Source organism: Ruegeria sp. HKCCD6157, from assembly GCF_013110685.1.
Taxonomy (GTDB): Bacteria; Pseudomonadota; Alphaproteobacteria; order Rhodobacterales; family Rhodobacteraceae; genus Ruegeria.
In genome coordinates this window covers 1,364,742-1,388,209 of sequence record NZ_WVRB01000001.1, presented here as the reverse complement: position 1 = coordinate 1,388,209, position 23,468 = coordinate 1,364,742, and the positions used below count along the sequence as shown (strand labels likewise).

The window sequence follows — 23,468 nt, the reverse complement described above, 5'->3', positions numbered from 1 at the left end:
AATAGCTGTGTTCACTGCCCGAACAAGAAATTGTTTTTATTCGGGCAATCAAGAACTTGCTTGCAGCTTCAAGTTATAAGCTAGCGGCTTCAATTAAATTTCAATTTTCCGGGTCATTAAGGCTCGACTGATCAGGAGCACTTCATGTCTTCTCCACGAATGATTGCAGATAATTGGCGTAGAACACTGCGCCGGTTCGCAGTGGCGACCGTAACTGTCGCCCTTGCCGTGCCCGCCTGGGCGCAGGATCAAAAGCCCAATATTCTTGTGATATGGGGCGACGATATCGGTCAATCCAACATCTCGGCCTATACCATGGGTCTGATGGGATATCAGACACCCAATATCGACAGGGTTGCCAAAGAAGGCATGATCTTTACCGATTATTACGGTGAACAATCCTGTACCGCCGGCCGTTCGTCATACATCATGGGGCAATCCGTGTTCCGCACCGGTCTTTCCAAAGTCGGCCTGCCTGGGGCAGATCTTGGAATGCAGGTTGAAGACCCAACTATCCCGGGGCTTCTTAAAGACCACGGCTATGTGACCGGTCAATTCGGCAAAAACCACCTTGGTGACAAAGACGAACATCTTCCGACAAACCACGGTTTTGATGAGTTTTTTGGCAATCTTTACCACCTGAATGCCGAAGAAGAGCCGGAAAACGAAGACTATCCGGGTGATCGCGTTCTGGCGGATGGGCGCACCTTCCGCGAGGCCTATGGCCCGCGCGGCGTCATCAAGTCCAAAGCGGATGGCACGATCGAAGACACCGGACCCTTGACCCGCAAGCGCATGGAAACGGTAGATGACGAAACCGTGGCCGCGGCCATCGACTTCATCAAGCGGGCGCATGAGCAAGGTCAGCCCTTCTATGTCTGGTGGAACGGTACCCGCATGCACTTCCGCACCCACGTCAAAGACGAGATGCGCGCCAAGGCCAATGAGTTGTCGGGGCGGGTCGCTGATGAATACACCGCCGGTATGATCGAACACGATATGCATGTTGGACAGCTGTTGGATCTGCTGGACGAGCTTGGCATAGCCGACAACACGATCGTCCACTATTCCACTGACAACGGCCCGCACATGAACACCTGGCCGGATGCAGCTGCGACACCGTTCTGGGGCGAGAAGAATACCAACTGGGAAGGTGGTTGGCGTGTTCCGTCAATGGTACGCTGGCCGGGCAAGATCGAGGCCGGATCAGTCACCAACGAGATCGTGCATCACATGGACTGGCTGCCCACTTACCTCGCCGTGGCCGGCGATCCGGACATCAAGGAAAAGCTTAAGGCCGGCTACAGCTCATCGGGCATGGGGCGCGACTACAAGGTGCACCTTGATGGCTACAACATTCTGCCGCTGCTGACTGGTGAGACTGCGGCAAGCCCCCGGAAAGAAATCTTCTATTTCTCGGACGATGGTGACCTCACGGCGCTGCGCTTCGAAGACTGGAAGCTCATCTTCCTCGAGCAGAAAGCCTGGGCCACGTTGCGTGCCTGGATCGAGCCATGGACCGAACTGCGCATCCCGCTGATCGTCAACCTGCGCCGCGATCCGTATGAACGCGCGTACCGCACGTCCAACACCTATTACGATTGGCTGTTGGACCGGGCCTATTTCCTTGTGCCCGCCCAGCAATACGTTGGCAACTTCCTCAGCACGTTCCAGGAGTTCCCGCCACGACAGAAAGCAGCCAGCTTCAACCTGGATCAGGTCATGGAGAAGCTGACAACGCCGACCAACAACTAGGCCCGGCGGCCCCACGCTGTAGGCCGCCCTGTGCAGGGCGGCCTTTTTTCAACACAACAGATATCGAGAGCTTCATGAAACACGTTCTTTTGGGTGCCTTTCTGACCTGTGTTCCCGTATCCCTGCTCGCTGATCCGCTGCCCAGTTGGAACGCCACAGCGGCAAAAGAGGCGATCCTTGATTTCGTGTCCAGTGTTACCGACGCGGAAGGACCTGACTATGTGACGCCTTCAGATCGGATCGCGGTATTTGACAATGACGGCACACTCTGGGCCGAACAGCCGGTTTATTTCCAGTTTATCTTTGCCATGGATCGGCTTTCTGAACTGGCTGAACAAGATCCTTCGATCCTGTCCACACCCGTTTTGAAAGCCGCTGCCGAAGGTGATCTTGCGACGGTTCTTCAAGGGGGCCACGATGCGTTGATCGAAGTTGTCAACGCGTCACATTCCGGAACGACTGTCGAGGCGTTTCAGGCCCAAGTCGCGGAATGGTTGGCCGAGGCCCGACACCCGGACACCGGATTGCCTTATGACCAGATGACCTATCAGCCCATGGTCGAGCTGTTGCGCTATCTTCGGGACGAAGGGTTCAAGACCTATATTGTCTCGGGCGGCGGTATTCACTTCATGCGGGTTTTCGCGGAACAGGCCTATGGCATTCCGCCGGAACAGGTTCTGGGCACCTATGGAAACTCGACATTCGAAGATGTCGATGGCGTTCCAACTGTCATCAAGGCCCCCGGGATTGCCTTCATCGACGACAAGGAAGGCAAACCCATCAACATCGAACGCACGATCGGCAAACGCCCCATTCTGGCCGGAGGAAACTCAGACGGCGATTTCGCCATGCTGGATTGGACAACCTCGGGTAGCGGGCCACGGCTGGGTGTTCTGATCCACCATACGGATGCCGAACGTGAATGGGCCTATGATCGGGAAAGTCCGATCGGGCGGTTGGTTGATGGTCTGGATCAGGGGCCGGACAAAGGCTGGGTTATCGTCGATATGGCGAAAGACTGGTCGCGGGTCTACACTGGAGGAAACTGAACGACCCGAAAGACTTAACGCCCATGTGGACATTGCTTGTATCCATCTTTGTTTTTGCGTTGTACGCAACCGCAGTTGTGTTTTCGGTGCGCGCGGCACAAACCGCGCGCACACCGCAAGGAGCCGTTGGCTGGGTGGTCTTTTTGGTATCGGCGCCAATCTTTGCGGTTCCGATGTACCTGTTTCTGGGGCATCACAGGTTTCGCGGCTACCGCATCTCGCGCCAACAAAGCGAACGGGTCGTCGAAGGCATCAAGACCTTTGCTGACTACTCCAGACCTGACCCATCCACGATGTCGGTCAATCCACGACCATTCGAATTTCTGGCTCATCTTCCGGTATCCAGTGGCAATGGCGCTCAGCTTCTGATCGATGGCCAGGCAACGTTTGACGCAATTTTCCAGGCGATAGACGAGGCCAGCAACTACATCCTGATCCAATTCTATATCGTCAGAGACGATACATTGGGCCGACAGCTTCAGACCAAGCTGATCGAGGCTGCGAAACGCGGGGTGCATGTCCGTTTCATGACCGATGCCGTCGGCAGCTATGGATTGGCAAGCACCTATCTGGACAAAATGCGCGACGCCGGAATTGATGTGGCCGACCCGCGTGAGCAACGCGGGCCGAATTTCAGGTTTCAGCTGAATTACCGGAACCATCGCAAAACCGTCATCATCGACGGTGAAACAGGCTTTATCGGCGGTCACAACGTGGGTGTTGAATATCTGGGCGAAGACCCGCATTTCGGCCATTGGCGCGACACGCATATCAAGATGACCGGCCACATCGTCCGGCAATTGCAGCTCATCTTCACCGAAGACTGGCACTGGGCCCGCGATGAAGACCTGATTGACGACCTCGACTGGGCAGGCAGCGAGGCCGAGCAAGACATGAATGCCCTATTGGTGGCCACCGGACCCGGAGACGAAACCGAAACCGGCGCCATGATGTTCTTTTCGGCCATCGCCGAGGCGAAAGAAAGACTGTGGATTGCCTCGCCTTATTTTGTGCCCGACATCGACGTCATGACCGCCCTGCAACATGCAGCGATGCGCGGTGTGGACGTGCGCATTCTTGTCCCGGATATGATTGATCATCGGCTTCCGTGGCTGGCTGCTTTTGCCTATTTCGACGAAATCCGCGACTGCGGCGTGCGCGTGTTCCGATACACGGACGGTTTCATGCACCAGAAGGTTTTCGTGGTTGACGACACGCTGGCTGCGGTCGGCACGACCAATCTGGACAACCGGTCCTTCCGGCTGAACTTCGAGGCGATGGCCCTGTTCTTCGATGCCCGCGCAGCCCTGGCTGTCGATCGCATGCTACGCGCGGATTTCGAGGCAAGCTATGAATTGACGCGCAGTCTGGCCCAGCAACCCGCGCATATCCGGTTCGGCGCCCCATTGGCGCGGTTGTTTGCGCCTATCCTCTAGGTAAAGAACTTCTCTTGAAAGACGCGCGTCATCATCGCCACCAGATAAGCGGTCGACAGACCAAAGGCCAGAAGACCAGCAACCGCAGCAAAAGACCCAAAGATGCGCAACCCTTCGCCCAAAACGATATCGCCATATCCCAGGGTCGTGAACGTCACCAATGAGAAATAGATGGCCGAGTTCCAATCCGGCAAAACCTCAAGCAACACCCAGACGATGGCCCAAATCCAGACCTGAATCGTGTGCGTGGCGACGATAAAGGCCAAAGATACCGCGATTGGTGCTGCCGTTCCAAAGAACACCCCCTTGGCGGACCATTTTTCATCCCACTTGATGATCGTGACGGTACACCAGGTCAGCAAGAGAATCTCGACCAAGAAGCAGAGCGCCAGAAATGTACTGCCCCAAACGATCTGATGCAGCAACGTCATGTTTTTCATCCCGATTTACGACAGTTTACCGTCCGGGCAGAATGGCCCTTTGAGGTGCAGGGCACAACCCCGGCGATCGTGAGGAACGCCTGCGGCGAATGGAACCGAGTGCGGGTCCGCACTGGACAGTTTGGAATTCCATCGCACATCCTTGGAAGAAAAAAGGCCAGATCATGCTGTTGACCATCGACCGTGTTCAGAAAACCTATCCCGGCGGGCGCCCGGTTCTGCGCGACGTGTCGCTGACATTGGATGAAGGGCAGACACTGGCCCTGACCGGCGAAAGCGGCAGTGGCAAAAGCACTCTGCTGAACCTTGCCGCAGCGCTTGACTGTTTCGACAGCGGTGAAATCATCTTGAACCGAACGCCTCTGTCCAATCTGGACGATGCCGGGAGGGCCGAATTGCGGCGCAGTCAGCTTTCGTTGGTGTTTCAGCAGTTCAATCTGATCCCTTCGCTGACCGTTGCGCAGAACCTTTCCTTTCACGCCCGCCTTGCCGCCGCCGAGGATGCCGATTGGACCGCGCATCTGACCGAACGCTTGGGCCTGTCCGATCTTTTGGACAGATATCCCGAAAACCTGTCCGGCGGCCAACAGCAGCGGGTGGCGATTGGTCGTGCCATGGCAGCGCGTCCGAAACTGCTGCTGGCGGATGAGCCCACGGGCAATCTGGATGAAACCGCCAGCGCAAGGGTTCTGGATCTGATGTTGGCCTTGGTGGCTGATACCGGCGCAGCCCTTCTGTTGGTCACGCATTCCCAACAGATTGCAGCCCGCTTGGATCGAACCGTCCAGCTCTGCGGTGGTCGTATCCAATGACACGCGCCGTCATTCAGGCTTTGATGTCCCACTGGCGGGTGCACTGGGTGCAACTGGCGACGCTTTTGACAGGCATCGCGTTGGCCACCGGTCTCTGGTCCGCGGTTCAGGCCATCAATGCCGAAGCGCGCGCCAGCTATGCCCGGGCCAACGCGCAGCTTGCCCTTGGGCAGTTCGACGAGCTGCGCGATCCTTCCGGTCTGATCCCGGTTTCTCGTTACGTCGATCTGCGTCGTGCTGGTTGGCAGGTGGCGGCCGTCCTGGAGGGCCCCTATCGAATCCAGGGCCGCACATTGCGCCTGATGGGTGTGGACATGGTCGCCTACCCGGCCCTGCCAGCCGTCACCGAAGCCGGCCAAAGCGCCGCGCCGACTGAGCCGGCGGACATGCTGACCGCTCCGGGGCGACTTCTGGTCGCGGCAGAGCTGGAGCTGCTGTTGCGCGACCAGAACAACCTTCCGCCGGTTTCGTTCACCACGGCGCTGCCACCAGACGTAATTCTGACGGATATCGGCACAGCCGAAGCCCTGCTGAACCAAACCGGTTTCATCTCGCGCCTCATTGTATTACCGGATCAGCCGCGTGATCGGCCACCTTTGGCCGAAGTCGCGCCCGAACTGGAGCGCGCCAGCCCATCCTCGCAAGTCGATACTGCTCGGCTGACTGACAGTTTTCACCTGAACCTGTCGGCTTTTGGCCTGCTGTCCTTTGCCGTTGGCCTGTTCATCGTGAACGGCACCGTCGGGCTGGCTTTTGCCCAACGCCGAGGCATGATCCGCACCCTGCGTGCACTGGGCGTTTCGATGCGGCGGCTGGTCTTCCTAATCCTGACCGAACTGACGGGGCTGGCCCTGATCGGTGGAACCTTGGGTCTGCTTCTTGGGTTCTTTCTGGCCGGAGCGTTGTTGCCCGATGTCGCAGCAACCCTTCGCGGCCTGTATGGTGCGCCCGTGACCGGACAGCTGACACTGCACCCCCATTGGGTGTTTGCCGGGATGGCGATGGCTGTCTGCGGCACCTTGTTTGCCAGTGGCCATGCGCTGTGGCGATTGTCTCGTATGCCCCTTCTGGCGGGGCCCGGTGTGCAAGCCTGGCAGGGCAATGCCGGCACACGTCTTGTGACAGGTTTGCTCGGCTTGTCCCTGATCGTCGGCGGTGTCATCGCCTATCTCGGCATCGGTGGTCTGGTTGCCGGTTTCGTGCTGTTGGCCGGATTGCTGACGGGTGCCGCGCTTTTGTTGCCGGCGCTTCTGACCTTTGCGCTTTCCGTCTTTGGCAACAGGTCCCGTGGCGCCATCGCGCAGTGGGTCTGGGCCGACATGCGCGCCCAATTGCCCGGGCTGTCGCTTGCCCTGATGGCCCTGTTGCTTGCGCTTGCGGCAAATATCGGTGTGGGCACAATGGTTTCAAGTTTCCGGCTGACCTTTGTCGGCTGGCTCGACCAGCGTCTGACCTCAGAGCTGTATCTGACCGTCCGTGACGAAGAACAGGGACGCGAGATCACGGATTGGCTGCGGCCACAGGTCGACGCCATCCTTCCAATTCGCAACATGGAACTGTCGCACGAAACCGGCCCCCTGTTTCTATACGGGGTCATTGACGATCCGGTCTATCGGCAGCACTGGCCCTTGATATCGGCAAACTCGACCGTATGGGACGACGTCATGGCCGGAGACGCGGTTCTGATCAACGAACAACTGGCACGGCGCGCGAACCTCTGGCCCGGAGATACGCTGACACTGTCCCCAGATCACACGCTGACCATCGCCGGGGTTTATTCGGATTATGGAAACCCAACCGGGCAAGCCATTGTGTCGATGAGCCAACTTGACCGGATCGCACCAGGTGCTGAAACGCGACGGTTTGGCATCCGTTTGAACCCCGAACAGGCGACTGAAATGGCGCAAGCCTTGCGCGCGCGGTTTGCCCTGCCGCGTCAGGCCGTGGTCCAGCAGGCCGCCATGAAGGCGCAATCATTGGCAATCTTTGAAAAGACCTTTGTCGTGACCTCGGCGCTCAATGTTCTGACCCTCGGCGTGGCGGGATTTGCCATACTCACCAGCCTGCTGACCCTGTGGACCCAGCGCTTGCCTCAGATTGCTCCGATATGGGCGCTGGGGCTGAACCGGGCGCAACTGGCGCGGCTGGAGCTTTTGCGCGGTGTGCTGCTCGCGGCTCTGACCGCGTGTCTGGCGTTGCCGCTTGGTCTGATCCTCGCCTGGGTTCTGCTGGCGGTGATCAATGTGCAAGCCTTTGGCTGGCGGTTGCCGATGTTCGTGTTTCCCTGGGATTGGTTGTGGCTGTTCCTGCTGACCCTGCTGGCCGCCCTGGTTGCAGCCGCCCTGCCCGCGCTGCGTATGTTGCGTCTGCCCCCTGCCGATTTGCTGAAGGTGTTTGCCAATGAACGTTAATGCCCTTTTGGCCATTCTGGTGTTTTTGTGCCCATCGCCTCTTTGGGCGCAGGGCTATGCAGGTCTTGGAGGGTCTGCGGAAGGGTTCGAGGTTCCGCAGGCGGGGATTGCGTTCGACTTTCCCAAAGACCACGGACATCACCCCGCCTATCGGATCGAATGGTGGTATCTGACGGCTAACCTCAAAGGCGAGGACGGGCTTGACTATGGCATCCAATGGACCCTTTTCCGGTCGGCCCTGAAACCGTTTGAAACAGATGGATGGCAAAGCCCGCAGATCTGGATGGGCCATGCGGCTGTCACCACGCCTGACACCCACTTTTTTGCCGAACGCCTGTCGCGTGGGGGGATTGGGCAGGCAGGTGTTGCGGTGCAACCGTTCGAGGCCTGGATCGACGAATGGCGCATGGCCGGACCGGATATGGACACCCTGACCCTGACGGCAAACGGGGCCGATTTCGGGTACGATCTTGCGCTGAGCGCACAAGGCCCGTTGGTGTTTCATGGCCAAGCGGGCTATTCTGTCAAATCCGCCGACGGGCAAGCCAGCTATTACTATTCGCAACCCTTCTATTCAGTCGAAGGCGTACTGCACCTGCCGGATGGCGATATGCGCGTCACCGGTCAGGGCTGGCTGGACCGGGAATGGTCTTCGCAACCCCTGGCCGAGGATCAAACCGGCTGGGATTGGTTCTCGCTCAGCTTCGAAGGCGGGGACAAGCTGATGGCCTTTCGCCTGCGCGGTGGTCGCGGCGATTTCACTTCGGCCACATGGATCAATTCAGACGGCAGCACCGATGCCATCCCCGACGGATCCGTCAGGCTTGAGCCGCTTGCGACCGATCAGGTGGCAGGGCGCGACGTCCCGACGCAATGGCGCGTCGTGCTTGCGGACCGAGGCATCGACGTCAAGGTATCCGCCCTGACGCCGGACGCCTGGATGGGGACACGTTTTGAATATTGGGAAGGTCCGGTCACGGTCACCGGCAGCCACGAGGGCGTCGGGTATCTCGAGATGACGGGCTACTGACCTGGCTGCGGGAGCCCGAACGGCGGCAGGCGACCGTCGGGGCTCCGGCTCCTCTGTGCATGGTATCTGCTTTTCGCGTCAGCGCACCACGTAAACCGAGACGTTGGAATGTCGCACCACGCGTGCCGCATTCGGGCCCAGCAGGTAATCCTTGAAATCCGGCTTGTGGGCTCCGATTACGATCAGGTCAGAGCCGGCACTTTCGGCCGTCTTCAAAATCTCCTGATAGGCTGTTCCTGTCGCAACCACATGGCGGATGGTTTCGTTGCGCTCGGCCCCCAGGGCCGACACGCACAGCGCCGTCAGCTTGGCCTGCGCTTCCTCCAACGCCTTGTCGTGAAAATCGGATTCGAAAAACCCCGACACCCAGCTTTCCCCGAAATCGGGGAGCACTGTCACCACGTCAAGTTGCGCCCCTTCCATATCCGCCAGCGCGGCCGCTTTTTGCAGAACCGGTGCATCAATCTCGCCGTTGCTGATATCAACGGCACACAGAACGGAACGTGTCATACGAGCACCTCTTGTCTGGCGGCACGGCCGCGTTGCAGGAAAGCGATCAGACCCAGCAGGATCAGCGCCGGGATATAGACCAGTTGCTTCGGAGGCTGGCTGGACGGCAGGCTGACCGAGCTCAGACGCACGGCCTCGTCACCGTAATAGTCAAAGTTGGCCAGATCTTTGGCAACCGGTGATCCAAACATCGGCTCGTCAAGTTTGACGAGGCCATCCTCTTCGAGCAACAGGAGCCCCATCGCATCGACGCGCGCTTCACCGCCCTCTTCGGATCCGACTGGCACGACAACCGTGGTGTCCACCATCTTGCCGGTGTCAAAATCCGGCCCGCTGATCACCATGCGAACCTCGGTTCCCGGCGGAGTCTGGCCAATGGTTTCGACAAACGCCGCAGGTTCGACCGAAGTGTATGGAGGCGCGATGCGATCCATGAAGAAATCCGGCCTGAACAGGGCGAAGGCCACGGCGATCAGAGCGATACTTTCGTAGATGCGGCTGTGGGTCAGGAAATACCCCATGGTGCCTGCCGTAAAGACAAGGATCGCTATCGTCGCGAAAATCGCCACTATGATCCCTTCGACCCATGTCACATCGATCAGCAGAAGATCGGTGTTGAAAATGAACACGAAGGGCAGCGCCACGGTGCGCAGGCTGTAGAAGAAGGCCGTGAAACCGGTTTTGATCGCATCACCGCCCGACACGGCCGCGGCAGCAAAACTGGCCAGCCCGACCGGAGGTGTCACGTCGGCCATGATCCCGAAATAGAACACGAACAGGTGGACAGCGATCAAAGGAACGATCAGCCCGCTTTGGGCGCCCAACTCAACAACCACTCCGGCCATCAACGAGCTGACAACGATATAGTTCGCGGTTGTCGGCAGACCCATGCCCAGGATCAGGCTGAGCAGCCCGACCATGACCAGCATCAGGATCAGATTGCCGCCCGACAGGAACTCGACCAGATCGGCCATCACCTGACCAACACCCGTCAACGTGACGGTTCCCACGATCACGCCCGCGGTCGCCGTGGCAAGCGCGATACCGATCATGTTGCGTGCCCCGTCGATCAGACCTTGCCACAGGTCGGCAACACCATCGATGAAAGTGTTGTACAGGTTGCTCTGCCCGCGGAACATCGCTTTCAGCGGCTTCTGCGTCAGCAGGATGACAAACAGCAGCGATGTGGCCCAGAAGGCGGACAGGCCCGGTGATTTTTGTTCGATCATCAGGAAATAGACCAGAACGATGATCGGCAGCAGGTAATGCAGGCCAGCTTTGTAGATATCGGCGATGACCGGAAGCGTAACCTCTTTTGCGTTAGGGTCGTCGGGTTCCAGATCCGGAACCTGTGCCGCCAGATAGAGCAGTGCGACATAAACCGCGCAGATAATCAGGCTGAGCACGATCCCAGCGGCCGACGGCACCCAGCTTGTCACGGCATCCACCGGGAATTGTGAGCCATAGCAAAGACCTGCAAACACTAGGAAGAAGCCCAGCATCCCCACCACGGTCCGCGCCAGATGCACATCGCGGTCGCCCAGCGTGGGCATGTTCCGCTTCACGGCCTCGAGGTGCACGATGTAAACGAGTGCGATGTAGGAAATCGCTGCCGGCAGGAAGGCATGGGTGATCACCTCGACATATGAGATGCCCACATACTCCACCATCAGGAATGCAGCGGCCCCCATCACCGGCGGCATGATCTGTCCGTTGACCGAACTGGCAACCTCGACCGAGCCCGCTTGTTCACTGCTGAACCCGACGCGCTTCATCAGCGGTATGGTGAAAGTACCGGTGGTGACAACATTGGCAATCGACGAGCCCGAGATCAGGCCGGTCGCAGCCGAGCCTACAACTGCCGCCTTGGCCGGACCACCACGCAGGTGGCCCAGGGCCCCAAAGGCCATCTTGATAAAGTAGTTTCCTGCCCCGGCTTTATCCAGCAATGCGCCAAACAGAACGAACAGGAAAACGAATTTCGTGGAAACACCCAGAGCGATACCAAACACGCCCTCGGACGTGATCCACATGTGGCTCATCGCCTTTTTCAGGCTCGCGCCCTTCCAGCGGATAACTTCGGGCACCCATTCCGAGGCACCGAAGAAGACATAGGCCAAAAATATGGTCGCGATAATTGCCATGGCCGGGCCAAGCGCACGGCGCGCGGCCTCGAACAACAGCACCAGGCCAAGCAACGCAACCCATTTGTCGGTGTCGTCGGCCAAACCGCCCGCATTGACGATCTTGTCATAGAAGAAATAGCCGTACAGCGCGACGAACGCGCCCACCAATCCCATGATCCAATCCTGAACCGGAATATAGTTCCGAGGGCTGGATTTGAGTGCCGGATAAGCCGCAAAGGCCAGAAACAAAGCAAAAGCCAGATGGAATTGCCGTGCATTGTTCACAACGCTTCCGGGCAAGACATAATTCGCCAGGGGCGAGGCCAGAACAACTTGAAATATCGACCAGATCGCGGCCACGACCGCAAGGAAAACGCCCACGTTCCCGACCGGATTGCGCCCTCCTGCGTCAGAAGATGCAACCAGATCCTGAAGCTCTTCTTCGGAAAGCGGACGATTGGATTGAGTGTCGGAATTCATCAAATGTCTCCCCGTCGCGGCCATTGTTCGGCCTTCTGAAATCCCGTTTCACACGGGTTTTGTGCAGGGCGCCCTTGGGCACCCTGCGTCAGGTCTGGTTTACTGAATCCAGCCTTTTTCTTTGTAGTACTTCTCGGCACCCGGATGCAGCGGAGCCGACAGGCCATCCGCAATCATCTCTTCTGGCTTCAGGTTCGCAAACGCCGGGTGCAGCTTTTTGAAGTCATCGAAGTTTTCGAAGACCGAGCTTACAACCGCATAAACCGCGTCATCCGACACGTCTGCCGAGGTTACGAAAGTCGCGCCAACACCAAAGGTCGAGGTGTCTTCGTCAGATCCACGGTACATGCCACCGGGAATGGTTGCCTTGCGGTAGAACGAGTTTTCGTTGACCAGCTTGTCCACGGCCTCACCGCTGACGTTCACCAGAACCGAGTCACACGCGGTGGTGGCTTCCTGAATCGAACCCGAGGGGTGGCCAACGGTGTACACCATCGCATCGATCTGGTTGTCGCACAAGGCTGCCGACTGTTCAGCCGCTTTCAGCTCGGTCGCCAGTTCGAAATCATCTGTGGTCCAGCCCATCTCGCCCAGCAGAACTTCCATGGTGCCGCGCTGACCGGAACCGGGGTTGCCGATGTTGACGCGCTTGCCCTTCAGGTCTTCAAAGTTGGTGATGCCGGAATCGGCGCGGGCCACCACGGTGAAGGGTTCGGGGTGCACCGAGAACACGGCCCGCAGGCCTTCGAACGGGCCGGCTTCTTCGAATTTCGAGGTGCCGTTATAGGCGTGGTACTGCCAGTCGGACTGGGCCACACCGAACTCCAGCTCGCCTTCGCGGATGGTGTTGATGTTGTAGACTGAACCACCGGTCGATTCGACCGAGCAGCGCACGCCGTGCTCTTTCCGGCCTTTGTTGACCAGACGACAGATCGCGCCGCCGGTCGGATAGTAAACGCCGGTGACACCGCCGGTACCGATCGTAATGAACTCTTCGGCATATGCCGCCGGAGCCAGAAGGGCTGCGGTGACGAAGGCGCCGACGCTCAGTTTGCTGCTGTTTTTCATCTGTTAACTCCCACTTTTTTTGTCTGGCAGTTGGAAATCAAGTTTGATCACCTGCTCAGGGAAGCGTGCCGATAATACAAACCGGCCCGCATCGCAACGGCTACAAATCTTTGAATTTCCCAATTTCTCCCAACCCTTTCGAGGTTTCATTCAGATACCCGCAATGTCAAGGCCGGCACCGGTCTGACCTGCGCCAATTCGCATATATGAGCATAAATCCCGAACTTTCCCCTTCAGTTCACAGGGAGCCGTCTGGGTTCATGCGGTCACTCCAAATCCAAAACCTGCCCTCATTCCCGGCGCTAATCACCGTGAAACAGAGCGAACCGCGTTTCGGATAAGGAGGCAGGGCATATCACGTTTGTACGTTCTGGCGAATCTGACAAAGGCCCTTCAACACCAACCCGGTTCAAGATCCCCCCCGGCCGGGGCCTGATGATCTGTCACTGAAGCAGGTCCGGAACGTTGTGGCATTCACGGCCCGCTACAGAGGACCTCAAACAGGACATGAAGATCTAGGTTGCGGATCATCACCTTGATCACGGCACCCCGCCAAGAGGACGGACGGTGTTCTGAGTTTGTCGGAATTGTGGTGCCCAAGGAGAGACTCGAACTCTCACGCCCGTGAAGGCGGGGGATTTTGAATCCCCTGCGTCTACCATTCCGCCACTTGGGCCACGAACACTGGATTAGCGCCCATCCGAGCGAAGGTCCAGAGGCAAAAACCATCCAATATTCCATTTGTTTCGCCCTCGACTGTTGACGGTCCGTCAGGCGCATGGTTTGGCTGGGCTTCAGACCGAAAACGGGATTTGAGTGCTTTATGTTACGATCGCTTTATGACTGGACCATTCGTCTGGCCGAACACCCTCACGCGCTGTGGGCGCTGGCCATCGTGGCTTTCATCGAAAGTTCGTTCTTCCCGATTCCCCCCGATGTGTTGATGATTCCGATGATTCTGGCCCGCCCGTCCCGGGCGTGGCTGATCGCAACCGTGGCACTGGTGGCTTCGGTTCTGGGGGGCATGCTGGGCTATGCGATTGGTGCGTTTTTCTATGAAAGCATCGGGCAGCCCATTCTGGAATCCATGGGGAAAGGCCATGCCATGGAAGAATTCAATACCCGTTTCAACGACTTCGGGTTCTGGGCCGTTCTGGCCGCTGGTGTGACCCCCTTCCCTTACAAGGTCATCACCATTATGTCCGGCTGGACCGGCATGCCGCTTGGAACTTTCATCGCGACCTCGATTCTGGCTCGCGCCTTGAGGTTCTTTCTGGTTGCAGGTCTGCTCTGGGGATTCGGTGAGCCGATCCGCGACTTCATCGAAAAGCGCCTGGGGCTAATGTTCACTTTGTTCATCATCCTCCTGTTTGGCGGTTTCCTGGTGGTGAAATACTTATGACGAGACGTTCGCAACTTGTCGCGGTGGCAAGTCTAGGATCACTGGCCCTTCTTCTGGCCGCTTTTGGCTTTCAGCATCTCGGCGGGCTTGCGCCATGCAAGATGTGCATCTGGCAGCGCTATCCTCATGCAGTGGCCATCGCGATCGGCGCCGTGGCGCTGGCATTGCCAAGGCTGACCTTTCTTCCTTTGCTGGGCGCAGCGGCGGCCGCGACAACTTCGGCGGTGGGTGCATTTCACGCCGGCGTTGAACAAGGCTGGTGGGAAGGCCCAAGCAGCTGCACATCCGGCAGCATCAGCGGTCTGTCCGCAGACGATCTGTTCGATCAAATCATGTCCGCGCCTTTGGTGCGGTGCGATGATATCCCCTGGGAGATGTTTGGCATCTCGATGGCTGGCTGGAACGCTATTGCTTCTGCTGTGCTGGTCCTGATCTGGCTGGCCGCGTGGAAAACCCGCGCGGCTTAGAACTCGTCCAGCTCTGCATCCCAATACAGGAAATCGATCCAGCTTTCATGCAGGTGGTTCGGCGGAAACTTCCGTCCGATATTGCGCAACGCTTCGGCATCGGGCTGACGTGGCGGCTTGCGCAAGGTCATCCGAGCCTGGCGCAGCGATTTCGACCCTTTGCGCAGATTGCAGGGGCTGCACGCCGCCACCACGTTCTGCCAACTGGTCACACCACCAGCGGCCCGTGGTACCACATGGTCAAAGGTCAGGTTGTCACGGCTGCCGCAGTACTGGCAGCGGAATTCATCCCGCAAAAATAAATTAAAGCGCGTGAAGGCCACGCGCTTTCTGGGTTTTACATAGTCTTTCAAAACAACGACCGAGGGTATTCGGATCTCGGTGCTCGGGCTGCGGACGACCTCGTCATATTCAGCCACGATATCGACCCGATCCAGCCAAGCCGCCTTGATCGCTTCTTGCCAGGGCCACAGTGACAGCGGGTAATAGGATAAGGGGCGATAATCGGCGTTCAAAACCAGGGCCGGGTGTTGTTTGAGCGCACCCGGCTCCCTTACAAATTCGGTCCTGAAGTCTCCGTCCATCACAGAATCGCTCCTCGCTCTCAGCTGCCCGTTTGTGACACCAGAGCGGGGAGCACCCGCCCCGGTCTTTTTATAACTATATATCGTGTTAAAACTCTGACAAGCCCTGATTTTCCACAATATGTCGCAGACGGGGTAACGCGAATCCGTAACAGGCACATGACAGTTATCCACAGCTTGCACCGGGGGTGATCTTCAGGCTATGCGCAGATCATGTCCTGGTTCATTCGCTTCAACAAACCTTATGATGTTCTGCCGCAGTTCACCGACCGCGCCAATACGGACAGCCCGCGCAACACGCTGTCCGATTTCATCGATCTGCCGGGCGTCTATCCCGCGGGCAGGCTGGACCGTGACAGTGAAGGTTTGATGCTGCTGACGGATCATGGAAAGCTGCAATCCCAAATCTCTGACCCAAAGCACAAGATGGCCAAAACCTATTGGGTTCAGGTTGAGGGCACCCCCGACGAGGCTGCCCTGAAAACGCTTCGCAACGGGGTGGAATTGAAGGACGGTCTGACCCGTCCTGCCAAGGCCCGCCAGATCGACGAGCCCGAAATGCTCTGGCCGCGCACCCCGCCGATCCGTGAACGCAAGACGGTACCGGACAGCTGGCTTGAACTGACCATACGTGAGGGCAAAAACCGACAGGTGCGTCGGATGACTGCTGCCGTGGGCCTGCCGACGCTGCGCCTGATCCGGTACCGCATCGGAGACTGGACCCTGAATGATCTTGAGCCCGGGCAGTGGGACAGTCTGCCAATGCCGACACTGAACGCGGCCCCCCAACGCAAGCGCGACCGTCGCGCACGCCGGTGACAGACCCTGCCCCGATCTGCTAAACTGGGGGAATGAAGAAAACGCCTGACATCCCTGCCCCTTCGGCCATTCTGGAAGCGGCGCTCTATGTTGATGATCTGGACGCGGCAGAACAGTTTTACGGCGAAGTTCTTGGGCTCGAACGCATACAACGTGTCGCTGACCGCCATGTTTTCTATCGCATCGGCGGATCGGTCCTGCTGATTTTCAATCCCGACCAGACCGAACAACCGCCGCTTGACCCCGGTATGCCGGTTCCGCCCCACGGCGCGCGCGGCCCCGGACATGTGTGTCTTGTGCTGTCACGAGAGGAAATCGCAGTGATGCGCAAACACCTTCTGGACTGGAATATTCCGGTAGATGCCGAGTTTGACTGGCCCGGCGGCGTGCGGTCTTTGTATGTGCGCGACCCGGCCGGAAACTCGGTCGAGTTCGCCGAAGCGCACCTTTGGGCTTGATCTGGCGCGGAACACATGGGCGCTCCGCTGATCAGGTTGCAAACACTAAAGGCTCAGCTTGTCGCGCATGAAAGCCAGCGCAACGCTCAGCCCGTCCGGGGCGATACCGTGCCCGGTGCCTTTCATGACATGGGCATAGACCTCTTTGAAACCCGCAGCCTGCAAGGCTTCGGCCGCTTCCGGCAGGGACTGTGGGGGAACGACGTCATCGGCGTCGCCATGCACCAGCAAGACAGGCATCCGGCTGACGGTTTCATCCACCAGCAGATCGGGTTCCAGCAAACGGCCTGAAAAGGCTACGATCCCGGCCACGGGATCTTCCCGCCGCGGCGCAACGTGCAGGCTCATCATGGTGCCTTGGCTGAAGCCAAACAGCACAACCTGTTCGGGCAGAACATCTTCGTCCACCATCAGCGCGTCCAGAAAGGCGTTGAAGTCCTCGACAGCCATTTCCATGCCCCGGCGGGCTTCTTCTTCGGAAGATCCATCGATCCACGGAATCGGGAACCACTGATACCCGTTGGGCATTCCGGGGATCTGCTCGGGGGCGTCGGGGGCCACGAACAACGTGTCGGGCAGGTGTTCGCCCAGCGGATCGGCCAATCCCAGCAGATCGGCACCGTTTGCGCCATAGCCATGCACGAACACCACGACCGAGCGCGTGTCGCCCGAAACAGGCTCTTTCCGGAGCGCATTTAAAACCCGTGTCATCTGATCCCTTCTCTTTGTTTTGCAACCCGGTAATAGGCCCACAGCACCCGTGCCGCAACCGAACGCCAGGGCGACCAGGCCTCGGCCATTTTGCGCAGCTCCTTGTCCGTTGGACGTTCAGGCAAGTCATAGAGGATGCGCGCCGCCTCTTGCAGGGCCAGATCACCGGGTGCGATGACATCTGCGCGACCCAGTGAGAACATGGCATAGATTTCGGCTGTCCAGACACCGATACCCGGAACTTGCGTCAATATGGCGACGACATCGGCGTCAGTTGCATCGCGCAGTGCCTTATAGTCGATACGTGCCTCGGCCAGTGCCCGCGCATATCGGATCTTCTGTCGGCTCAGCCCAACTGCCCGCAGATCATCATCCGTTGCCCACAGGATCTTGCGCGGGCCGGTCAACCTTGCATCCTGAAGCCGTTTCCAGATCGCATTGGCCGAAGCCACGCTGACTTGCTGACTGACAATTGCACTCAATAATTGAGCAAACCCATCGGGGCGGCGGCGCAGCGGCAAAGGGCCGGTCTGATCCATCGCATACGCCATGCGCGGACAGGTTTTGGCCAGCCACTCGGCCCCTTCGGCCACACAGTCCGATGTTTCGATGATGCGGCCCGCGGGCATGCGGCCTCCCTGCTCTGTTGTTTCGGGCAGGTTAGGCGCATGTGACGCAGATGCAACCCGCTTGTGCCGCAAACACTTAGCCGATAACCATTCGCCCATGACGATGATTTCAACCCTTCCGGACGACCGGCAGGCCAAACGCAATGTGGCCGTACTGGTGGCTGCCCAAGCCATTCTGGGCGCGCAGATGCCGATGATGTTCATCGTCGGCGGGCTTGCAGGTCAGTCGCTGGCCTCGAACCCCTGCCTGGCGACGCTGCCGATATCCCTGATCGTTCTGGGATCGATGCTGGCAGCCACGCCGATCTCGGCCATCATGCAAAAATGGGGCCGTCGCGTGGGGTTCCTTGTCGGGGCAACGGCCGGTGCACTGGGCGGGTTGATCGGGGCCTATGGTCTGTTTCTGGGCTCGTTCCCCATCTTTCTTGTCGGCAGCCTGCTGACCGGCATCTACATGAGCGCACACGGGTTCTATCGCTTTGCTGCAGCAGACACCGCGTCAGACGATTACCGCCCAAAAGCGATTTCATACGTGATGGCCGGCGGGCTGGCGGCCGCCATCATCGGGCCTCAGATCGTGAAGCTTACCTCTGAAGCATACGTCATCCCTTTTCTGGGAACATATATGGCCGTAATCGGCATCAACGTTCTGGGCTCGGCGCTGTTCTTCTTTCTCAACATTCCGACACCTGCGAAACCTGCGGCCGATGAACCCAAGGGGCGGTCACGGATCGAGTTGCTGAAAACACCCCGCATCGCCGTCGCGATCATCTGTGCCATGGTGTCTTATGCGTTGATGAATCTGGTCATGACCTCGACACCGCTTGCGGTTGTCGGATGTGGGTTTTCGGCCAATGACGCGGCGGATATCGTGACAAGTCACGTGCTGGCAATGTATGTCCCCAGCTTCTTCACCGGGCACCTGATCGCCCGGTTTGGCGTTGAGAAGATCGTCGCTCTGGGTTTGGCCATACTTGCCGCATCAGGGGTGGTTGCGCTGCAAGGCGTTGAATTGGGAAACTTTTTTGTCGCCCTTGTTCTTCTGGGCATTGGTTGGAATTTCGGCTTCATCGGCGCGACCACGATGCTGGCCGCGTCGCATGAACCGCAAGAGCGCGGACGGATGCAGGGCCTCAATGACCTGTTGGTGTTTGGCGGTGTGACATTGGCATCGCTGGCCTCGGGCGGGTTGATGAACTGCTCGGGCGGATCCGCGATCGAGGGGTGGAATGCCGTCAACCTGGCCATGATCCCTTTGCTGACACTGGCAGGTGGCGCATTGCTGTGGCTGGTTCTGCGCCCGGCCGATCCCGAAAGGGTCTGATCACCAGCGCCCGCTGCCGACGGTCCACATCAGGGACAGTCGCTGACGCATTTCGCCTGGTTCAAGCGTTCCGGCCGCCACCCGCTCGGGTTGGGCGATGGCCTGCTTCAGCACCCGTTCCGCCAACCAACCTGCATACAGCGCGGGACGCGCCTCAGGTGCGATGTCACCCCGGTTTGATCGTGCGTTGCGCAATCGGTCCAAAGCGGATTGGGCCAGTTGCTGAACGCCGCCCGTCGTACCATCAAGCAAAGGTACGCGACCCCGCTTTTCCAGTTCGGGAATGGCGCGGAACCAATTTGCCACACCGACTCCGTACCCGAAATCGCGCAACACGCTTTCATCCGCCGCACCCAGCGCCTGCGCCGAGGCGACGAAAAGAGATCCGGAACTGTGGTGGATATAGGCGTCAAAATGTTCCTGATCCTCGAACGGATCCCGGTATATATCCCAACGTCTTACGGCAACAAATTCATCCAGTACGCCTGCCAGATGCGGCGACAGGACCCGCGACAGAGGCGTCACCACCTCGTGCCGCCGCACCGCGGCCCCTTCCGCAATCTCCAGCAACGCGTCGCGCCACCATTGCAGCCGCATTTCGGCAATCATGGCCTCTTGCGTTACCCATGGCGCGCGGGCGACTTCAACATTCAACGCATAGATCGGAAACAAAACCACGCGGGCCGCGACCGGAGCAGCCATCGTCGCGCGGAACCGATCAGGATCCGCACGCTGTACCAGCGCGGCGCAGGCTTTGACATCATCGTCGAAGGTCACACTCACTCGGCCGCTGCCTTTTGCGGATCGCAATCACGGACCAGTTTCCACTGGATCGCATCCAGCAGCGCCTCAAAGGACGCATCAACTATGTTCGCACTGACACCCACCGTCGACCAGCGTCGCCCCTGACCATCTTCGCTGTCGATGATGACGCGGGTCACCGCTTCGGTCCCGCCCTGGGTGATACGGACCTTGAAGTCGACAAGGCGCATATCCGACAAGACCTGCGAATATTGGCCCAAATCCTTCGCCAGCGCCTTGGCCAGCGCGTTCACAGGCCCCCTGTCATTGCCAGACTCGTCCATGGACTCGCTGACGGACAGTTTCTTTTCACCGTCCACTTTGACCACGACGACAGCCTCGGACAGGCTGACCATCTTGTTGTATTTGTTCTTCCGGCGCTCAACAGTGACCTTGTAGCGCTTGACCTCGAAGAATTCAGGCAGTTGTCCCAGTTCATCCCGCGCCAACAGTTCGAAACTGGCCTGCGCGGTGTCGTAGGAATACCCAACCGCTTCACGATCCTTGATCCGTTCAAGGATGCGGCCCAATGCGGGATCACCGGCTTTGACGCTCAGCCCCGCCTCGGTCAGGCGTTTGCGCAGGTTCGACTGACCCGCCTGGTTCGACATCGGAATGATACGTTCATTGCCTATGCTCGCCGGGTCCACATGTTCGTAAGTCGATGGGTCCTTCAGGATCGCGCTGGCGTGCAACCCCGCCTTATGCGCAAAAGCCGACGCACCCACATACGCCGCCTGCTTGCTGGGAACCCGGTTCAGGACATCGTCCAACATGCGGCTGATGCGGGTCAGCCCGGCCAGCGCATCAAGGCTGACGCCGGTTTCGAACTGCGAGGCGTAGGGTTCTTTCAGCAGCAATGTCGGGATCAGCGCCGTCAGGTTTGCGTTGCCGCAGCGTTCCCCCAGACCATTCAGCGTTCCCTGAATTTGCCGTGCACCTGCTTCGACCGCCGCCAGAGAACAGGCCACCGCGTTCTCGGTATCGTTATGGGTGTGGATACCCAACCGTTCACCCGGCAGACCGGCCGCGATCACTTCGGACACGATCCGCCCGACCTCGGACGGCAATGCACCACCGTTGGTGTCACACAGCACAACCCATCGCGCGCCCGCCTCCAGCGCGGCCCGGCAAACTTGTGTCGCGTATTCCGGGTTGTCCTTGTACCCGTCAAAGAAATGTTCGGCATCGAACAACGCCTCGCGCCCTTGCGCCACGATATGCGCGACCGAAGCGCGGACATTTTCCGTGTTCTCGGCAAGCGAAATGCCAAGCGCATGGGTCACGTGATAATCATGCGACTTGCCAACCAAACAAACGGCCTGCGTTCCCGCATTCATCACCGCAGCCAGCACATCGTCATTCTCGGCCGAGCGCCCCGCCCGCTTGGTCATGCCAAAGGCCGTCAACCGGGCCGCGGTCTTTGGCGCAACCTCGAAAAACGCGCTGTCGGTGGGGTTGGCACCGGGCCAGCCGCCTTCGATGTAATCCACCCCCAAAGCATCCAACGCCTGTGCGATCTGCACTTTCTCCGCCGTCGAGAACTGCACACCCTGCGTCTGCTGCCCGTCACGCAGGGTCGTGTCATAGAGATAGAGGCGTTCTTTGGTCATCAGACCTCCTCCAGCTTGGCGGCATCAAAACCGGCGCCCGGCACCAGTTCAACACCCTCCTTGCTCATTCGAACCTCAAGCCCTGCCGCAACATACGCCGCCTTGAGGCGATCGACCTCCGAGAAATCCTTGTTTTCCATTGCAGATACACGCGCCTTTGCCAACCGATCTGCATGGGCACTCAGGTCTATGGACGCCGTGTCAGCCCACCCTCCCATCTGGGGCAGAAGCAAACCCAGCATTTGCGCGCTTGCCAGCAATCCCGCAGCGTCACCATCTGACGCCAGACGGTAAAGCTCGGCCATGGCACCTGCTGTGTTCAGATCGTCACTCAGCGCTGCGATCACTTCAGGTGCCGCGCTGGCAGCGGGTTCGATGCCCGATGTCAGCGCCCGCCACTTGCGCAGCGTCACCTCTGCTTCGCGGGCCTTCTTCTCGGTCCAGTCCATCGGCTTGCGATAATGCGTCTGCAAGAAGACAAAGCGGATCACTTCGCCCGGAACGCCCTGCTCCAGCAGATCATGCACGGTAAAGAAATTGCCCAGCGATTTGGACATCTTCTTGCCTTCGACCTGCAACATCTCGTTATGCAGCCAGACCCGCGCGAATTCACCGTGCGGGTGCGCGCATTTGCTCTGGGCGATCTCGTTCTCATGGTGCGGGAACATCAGGTCGTTGCCGCCACCATGGATATCAAAACTCTCACCCAGCAACTCATAGCTCATGGCCGAGCATTCGATGTGCCAGCCCGGACGTCCCCGCCCCCATGGGCTGTCCCAGCCCGGCAGTTCATCGGTCGAGGGTTTCCACAAGACAAAATCCATCGGGTTCTTCTTGTAGGGCGCCACCTCGACCCGCGCGCCGGCGATCATGTCATCCACCGAGCGCCCCGACAGCTTGCCGTAGCTTTCTTTCCAGCTATCCACCGCGAACAGAACATGGCCTTCGGCGGCATAGGCATGACCCTTAGCGATCAGGTCTTCGATCATCGCGATCATCTGCGCGATGAACTGGGTCGCGCGCGGCATCTCGTTCGGCTCCAACGTGCCCAAAGCGCCCATATCATGCAGGTACCAGCCGATGGTTTCATCCGACCGTTGCTGCACCAATTGTTCCAGCGTACCTTCCGCGCCCGCCTGTTTGCGGGCCAGCGCCGTGGCGTTGATCTTGTCGTCTACGTCGGTGAAGTTGCGCACATAGGTCACGTGTTCTGCGCCATAGACATGGCGCAACAGACGATACAGCACATCGAACACCACCACCGGGCGGGCATTGCCCAGATGGGCGCGGTCATAGACCGTCGGACCACAGACATACATCCGCACGTTATCAGGGTCGATCGGTACGAAATCTTCCTTCGTCCGCGTCCGCGTGTTGTGCAGCTTGATCGTCGTCATCGGTCGGGCTCCTAGAAAACAGCAAAGGCTTGCGCGTTGGCGCGGGCTTAGCAACTTGTCTCAGGGATGAAAACGAAAGAAACCGGCCCGCTTGATAAATCAGCAGGTAATGCAGCAGATAATGATGCGGGTCACCGGGTTCATGC

The 23,468-nt window shown here is 58.8% G+C and carries 21 protein-coding genes and 1 tRNA gene; 11 read left to right on the top strand and 11 right to left on the bottom strand.

From position 1 onward, the window contains the following. The first annotated feature begins 144 nt into the window (after nt 1–144). From GS612_RS06590 to cls, 3 genes are all read left to right on the top strand, one after another. Nucleotides 145–1,755, top strand: coding sequence for an arylsulfatase (locus tag GS612_RS06590; protein ID WP_152458060.1), 1,611 nt, complete (start codon nt 145–147; stop codon nt 1,753–1,755). A gap of 74 nt (nt 1,756–1,829) precedes the next feature. Beyond that, a complete protein-coding gene (locus GS612_RS06585) occupies nt 1,830–2,804 on the top strand; it encodes an HAD family phosphatase (protein ID WP_171639453.1) in 975 nt (324 codons plus the stop codon). Nucleotides 2,805–2,827: 23 nt separating this feature from the next. Further along, a complete protein-coding gene (gene cls, locus GS612_RS06580) occupies nt 2,828–4,240 on the top strand; it encodes a cardiolipin synthase (protein ID WP_171639452.1) in 1,413 nt (470 codons plus the stop codon). Here cls and GS612_RS06575 read toward each other — a convergent pair. Then, on the bottom strand, nt 4,237–4,671 hold the full coding sequence (locus GS612_RS06575; RefSeq protein WP_170344179.1) for an ion channel: 435 nt from the start codon (nt 4,669–4,671) through the stop codon (nt 4,237–4,239). The genes cls and GS612_RS06575 overlap by 4 nt on opposite strands. A gap of 173 nt (nt 4,672–4,844) precedes the next feature. On the opposite strand from GS612_RS06575, the gene GS612_RS06570 reads away from it, so the two are divergent. The 3 genes from GS612_RS06570 to GS612_RS06560 are packed head-to-tail and all read left to right on the top strand — an operon-like array spanning nt 4,845 to nt 8,933. Further along, entirely contained in the window at nt 4,845–5,492 is a 648-nt protein-coding gene (locus GS612_RS06570) for an ABC transporter ATP-binding protein (RefSeq protein WP_171639451.1), read from the top strand. Next, nucleotides 5,489–7,903 (top strand): FtsX-like permease family protein, encoded by a 2,415-nt coding sequence (locus GS612_RS06565; protein ID WP_171639450.1) that lies wholly within the window; start codon nt 5,489–5,491, stop codon nt 7,901–7,903. The genes GS612_RS06570 and GS612_RS06565 overlap by 4 nt, the downstream gene beginning before the upstream one ends. Continuing rightward, nucleotides 7,893–8,933 (top strand): lipocalin-like domain-containing protein, encoded by a 1,041-nt coding sequence (locus GS612_RS06560; protein ID WP_171639449.1) that lies wholly within the window; start codon nt 7,893–7,895, stop codon nt 8,931–8,933. The genes GS612_RS06565 and GS612_RS06560 overlap by 11 nt, the downstream gene beginning before the upstream one ends. Before the next feature lie 78 nt (nt 8,934–9,011). Here GS612_RS06560 and GS612_RS06555 read toward each other — a convergent pair whose 3' ends face one another. From GS612_RS06555 to GS612_RS06540, 4 genes are all read right to left on the bottom strand, one after another. Next, the gene (locus GS612_RS06555; RefSeq protein WP_171328294.1) at nt 9,012–9,443 is read right to left on the bottom strand and encodes a universal stress protein; all 432 of its coding nucleotides are present in this window, start codon (nt 9,441–9,443) and stop codon (nt 9,012–9,014) included. Next, nucleotides 9,440–12,049: a TRAP transporter permease gene (locus GS612_RS06550; protein ID WP_171639448.1), complete on the bottom strand. Its 2,610-nt coding sequence runs from the start codon at nt 12,047–12,049 to the stop codon at nt 9,440–9,442. Before GS612_RS06550 ends, GS612_RS06555 begins: the two co-directional genes overlap by 4 nt. 99 nt (nt 12,050–12,148) lie before the next feature. Beyond that, complete coding sequence (locus tag GS612_RS06545) at nt 12,149–13,117, bottom strand: TAXI family TRAP transporter solute-binding subunit (protein ID WP_171115786.1); 969 nt, start codon at nt 13,115–13,117, stop codon at nt 12,149–12,151. 590 nt (nt 13,118–13,707) lie between these two features. After that, nucleotides 13,708–13,793 (bottom strand) — tRNA-Leu (locus GS612_RS06540). 147 nt (nt 13,794–13,940) lie between these two features. Here GS612_RS06540 and GS612_RS06535 point away from each other — a divergent pair. Both GS612_RS06535 and GS612_RS06530 read left to right on the top strand, forming a co-directional pair. Beyond that, nucleotides 13,941–14,519, top strand: coding sequence for a YqaA family protein (locus GS612_RS06535; protein ID WP_171639447.1), 579 nt, complete (start codon nt 13,941–13,943; stop codon nt 14,517–14,519). Next, on the top strand, nt 14,516–14,986 hold the full coding sequence (locus tag GS612_RS06530) for a disulfide bond formation protein B (protein WP_171639446.1): 471 nt from the start codon (nt 14,516–14,518) through the stop codon (nt 14,984–14,986). Before GS612_RS06535 ends, GS612_RS06530 begins: the two co-directional genes overlap by 4 nt. Here GS612_RS06530 and GS612_RS06525 read toward each other — a convergent pair. Beyond that, nucleotides 14,983–15,570: an HNH endonuclease gene (locus tag GS612_RS06525; protein WP_152458073.1), complete on the bottom strand. Its 588-nt coding sequence runs from the start codon at nt 15,568–15,570 to the stop codon at nt 14,983–14,985. The two genes, GS612_RS06530 and GS612_RS06525, sit on opposite strands and share 4 nt — an antisense overlap. A 213-nt stretch (nt 15,571–15,783) precedes the next feature. On the opposite strand from GS612_RS06525, the gene GS612_RS06520 reads away from it, so the two are divergent. Both GS612_RS06520 and GS612_RS06515 read left to right on the top strand, forming a co-directional pair. Then, nucleotides 15,784–16,389 (top strand): rRNA large subunit pseudouridine synthase E, encoded by a 606-nt coding sequence (locus tag GS612_RS06520; protein ID WP_171639445.1) that lies wholly within the window; start codon nt 15,784–15,786, stop codon nt 16,387–16,389. Nucleotides 16,390–16,421: 32 nt separating this feature from the next. Beyond that, a complete protein-coding gene (locus GS612_RS06515; RefSeq protein WP_171639444.1) occupies nt 16,422–16,847 on the top strand; it encodes a VOC family protein in 426 nt (141 codons plus the stop codon). A 45-nt stretch (nt 16,848–16,892) separates the two neighbouring features. Here the strand turns inward: GS612_RS06515 and GS612_RS06510 are convergent, their stop codons facing one another. Together GS612_RS06510 and GS612_RS06505 are read right to left on the bottom strand one after the other, a co-directional pair. Then, nucleotides 16,893–17,558 (bottom strand): alpha/beta hydrolase, encoded by a 666-nt coding sequence (locus tag GS612_RS06510; protein WP_152458076.1) that lies wholly within the window; start codon nt 17,556–17,558, stop codon nt 16,893–16,895. Continuing rightward, on the bottom strand, nt 17,555–18,187 hold the full coding sequence (locus tag GS612_RS06505) for a DNA-3-methyladenine glycosylase (protein ID WP_171115777.1): 633 nt from the start codon (nt 18,185–18,187) through the stop codon (nt 17,555–17,557). Before GS612_RS06505 ends, GS612_RS06510 begins: the two co-directional genes overlap by 4 nt. Before the next feature lie 97 nt (nt 18,188–18,284). On the opposite strand from GS612_RS06505, the gene GS612_RS06500 reads away from it, so the two are divergent. After that, the gene (locus tag GS612_RS06500; RefSeq protein WP_171362803.1) at nt 18,285–19,511 is read left to right on the top strand and encodes an MFS transporter; all 1,227 of its coding nucleotides are present in this window, start codon (nt 18,285–18,287) and stop codon (nt 19,509–19,511) included. Here the strand turns inward: GS612_RS06500 and GS612_RS06495 are convergent, their stop codons facing one another. The 3 genes from GS612_RS06495 to cysS are packed head-to-tail and all read right to left on the bottom strand — an operon-like array spanning nt 19,512 to nt 23,322. Then, nucleotides 19,512–20,288: a squalene/phytoene synthase family protein gene (locus GS612_RS06495; RefSeq protein ID WP_171639989.1), complete on the bottom strand. Its 777-nt coding sequence runs from the start codon at nt 20,286–20,288 to the stop codon at nt 19,512–19,514. A 2-nt stretch (nt 20,289–20,290) separates the two neighbouring features. Then, entirely contained in the window at nt 20,291–21,925 is a 1,635-nt protein-coding gene (gene cimA / locus GS612_RS06490) for a citramalate synthase (protein ID WP_171639443.1), read from the bottom strand. After that, nucleotides 21,925–23,322 (bottom strand): cysteine--tRNA ligase, encoded by a 1,398-nt coding sequence (gene cysS / locus GS612_RS06485; RefSeq protein WP_171639442.1) that lies wholly within the window; start codon nt 23,320–23,322, stop codon nt 21,925–21,927. Before cysS ends, cimA begins: the two co-directional genes overlap by 1 nt. Between the last annotated feature and the right edge of the window lie 146 nt (nt 23,323–23,468).

Bases quoted from the DNA above. Each gene is read 5' to 3' on its own strand.
- GS612_RS06590 (WP_152458060.1), top strand. From the start codon at position 145: ATGTCTTCTCCACGAATGATTGCAGATAATTGGCGTAGAACACTGCGC.
- GS612_RS06585 (WP_171639453.1), top strand. From the start codon at position 1,830: ATGAAACACGTTCTTTTGGGTGCCTTTCTGACCTGTGTTCCCGTATCC.
- cls (WP_171639452.1), top strand. From the start codon at position 2,828: ATGTGGACATTGCTTGTATCCATCTTTGTTTTTGCGTTGTACGCAACC.
- GS612_RS06575 (WP_170344179.1), bottom strand. From the start codon at position 4,671: ATGACGTTGCTGCATCAGATCGTTTGGGGCAGTACATTTCTGGCGCTC.
- GS612_RS06570 (WP_171639451.1), top strand. From the start codon at position 4,845: ATGCTGTTGACCATCGACCGTGTTCAGAAAACCTATCCCGGCGGGCGC.
- GS612_RS06565 (WP_171639450.1), top strand. From the start codon at position 5,489: ATGACACGCGCCGTCATTCAGGCTTTGATGTCCCACTGGCGGGTGCAC.
- GS612_RS06560 (WP_171639449.1), top strand. From the start codon at position 7,893: ATGAACGTTAATGCCCTTTTGGCCATTCTGGTGTTTTTGTGCCCATCG.
- GS612_RS06555 (WP_171328294.1), bottom strand. From the start codon at position 9,443: ATGACACGTTCCGTTCTGTGTGCCGTTGATATCAGCAACGGCGAGATT.
- GS612_RS06550 (WP_171639448.1), bottom strand. From the start codon at position 12,049: ATGAATTCCGACACTCAATCCAATCGTCCGCTTTCCGAAGAAGAGCTT.
- GS612_RS06545 (WP_171115786.1), bottom strand. From the start codon at position 13,117: ATGAAAAACAGCAGCAAACTGAGCGTCGGCGCCTTCGTCACCGCAGCC.
- GS612_RS06535 (WP_171639447.1), top strand. From the start codon at position 13,941: ATGTTACGATCGCTTTATGACTGGACCATTCGTCTGGCCGAACACCCT.
- GS612_RS06530 (WP_171639446.1), top strand. From the start codon at position 14,516: ATGACGAGACGTTCGCAACTTGTCGCGGTGGCAAGTCTAGGATCACTG.
- GS612_RS06525 (WP_152458073.1), bottom strand. From the start codon at position 15,570: ATGGACGGAGACTTCAGGACCGAATTTGTAAGGGAGCCGGGTGCGCTC.
- GS612_RS06520 (WP_171639445.1), top strand. From the start codon at position 15,784: ATGTCCTGGTTCATTCGCTTCAACAAACCTTATGATGTTCTGCCGCAG.
- GS612_RS06515 (WP_171639444.1), top strand. From the start codon at position 16,422: ATGAAGAAAACGCCTGACATCCCTGCCCCTTCGGCCATTCTGGAAGCG.
- GS612_RS06510 (WP_152458076.1), bottom strand. From the start codon at position 17,558: ATGACACGGGTTTTAAATGCGCTCCGGAAAGAGCCTGTTTCGGGCGAC.
- GS612_RS06505 (WP_171115777.1), bottom strand. From the start codon at position 18,187: ATGCCCGCGGGCCGCATCATCGAAACATCGGACTGTGTGGCCGAAGGG.
- GS612_RS06500 (WP_171362803.1), top strand. From the start codon at position 18,285: ATGACGATGATTTCAACCCTTCCGGACGACCGGCAGGCCAAACGCAAT.
- cimA (WP_171639443.1), bottom strand. From the start codon at position 21,925: ATGACCAAAGAACGCCTCTATCTCTATGACACGACCCTGCGTGACGGG.
- cysS (WP_171639442.1), bottom strand. From the start codon at position 23,322: ATGACGACGATCAAGCTGCACAACACGCGGACGCGGACGAAGGAAGAT.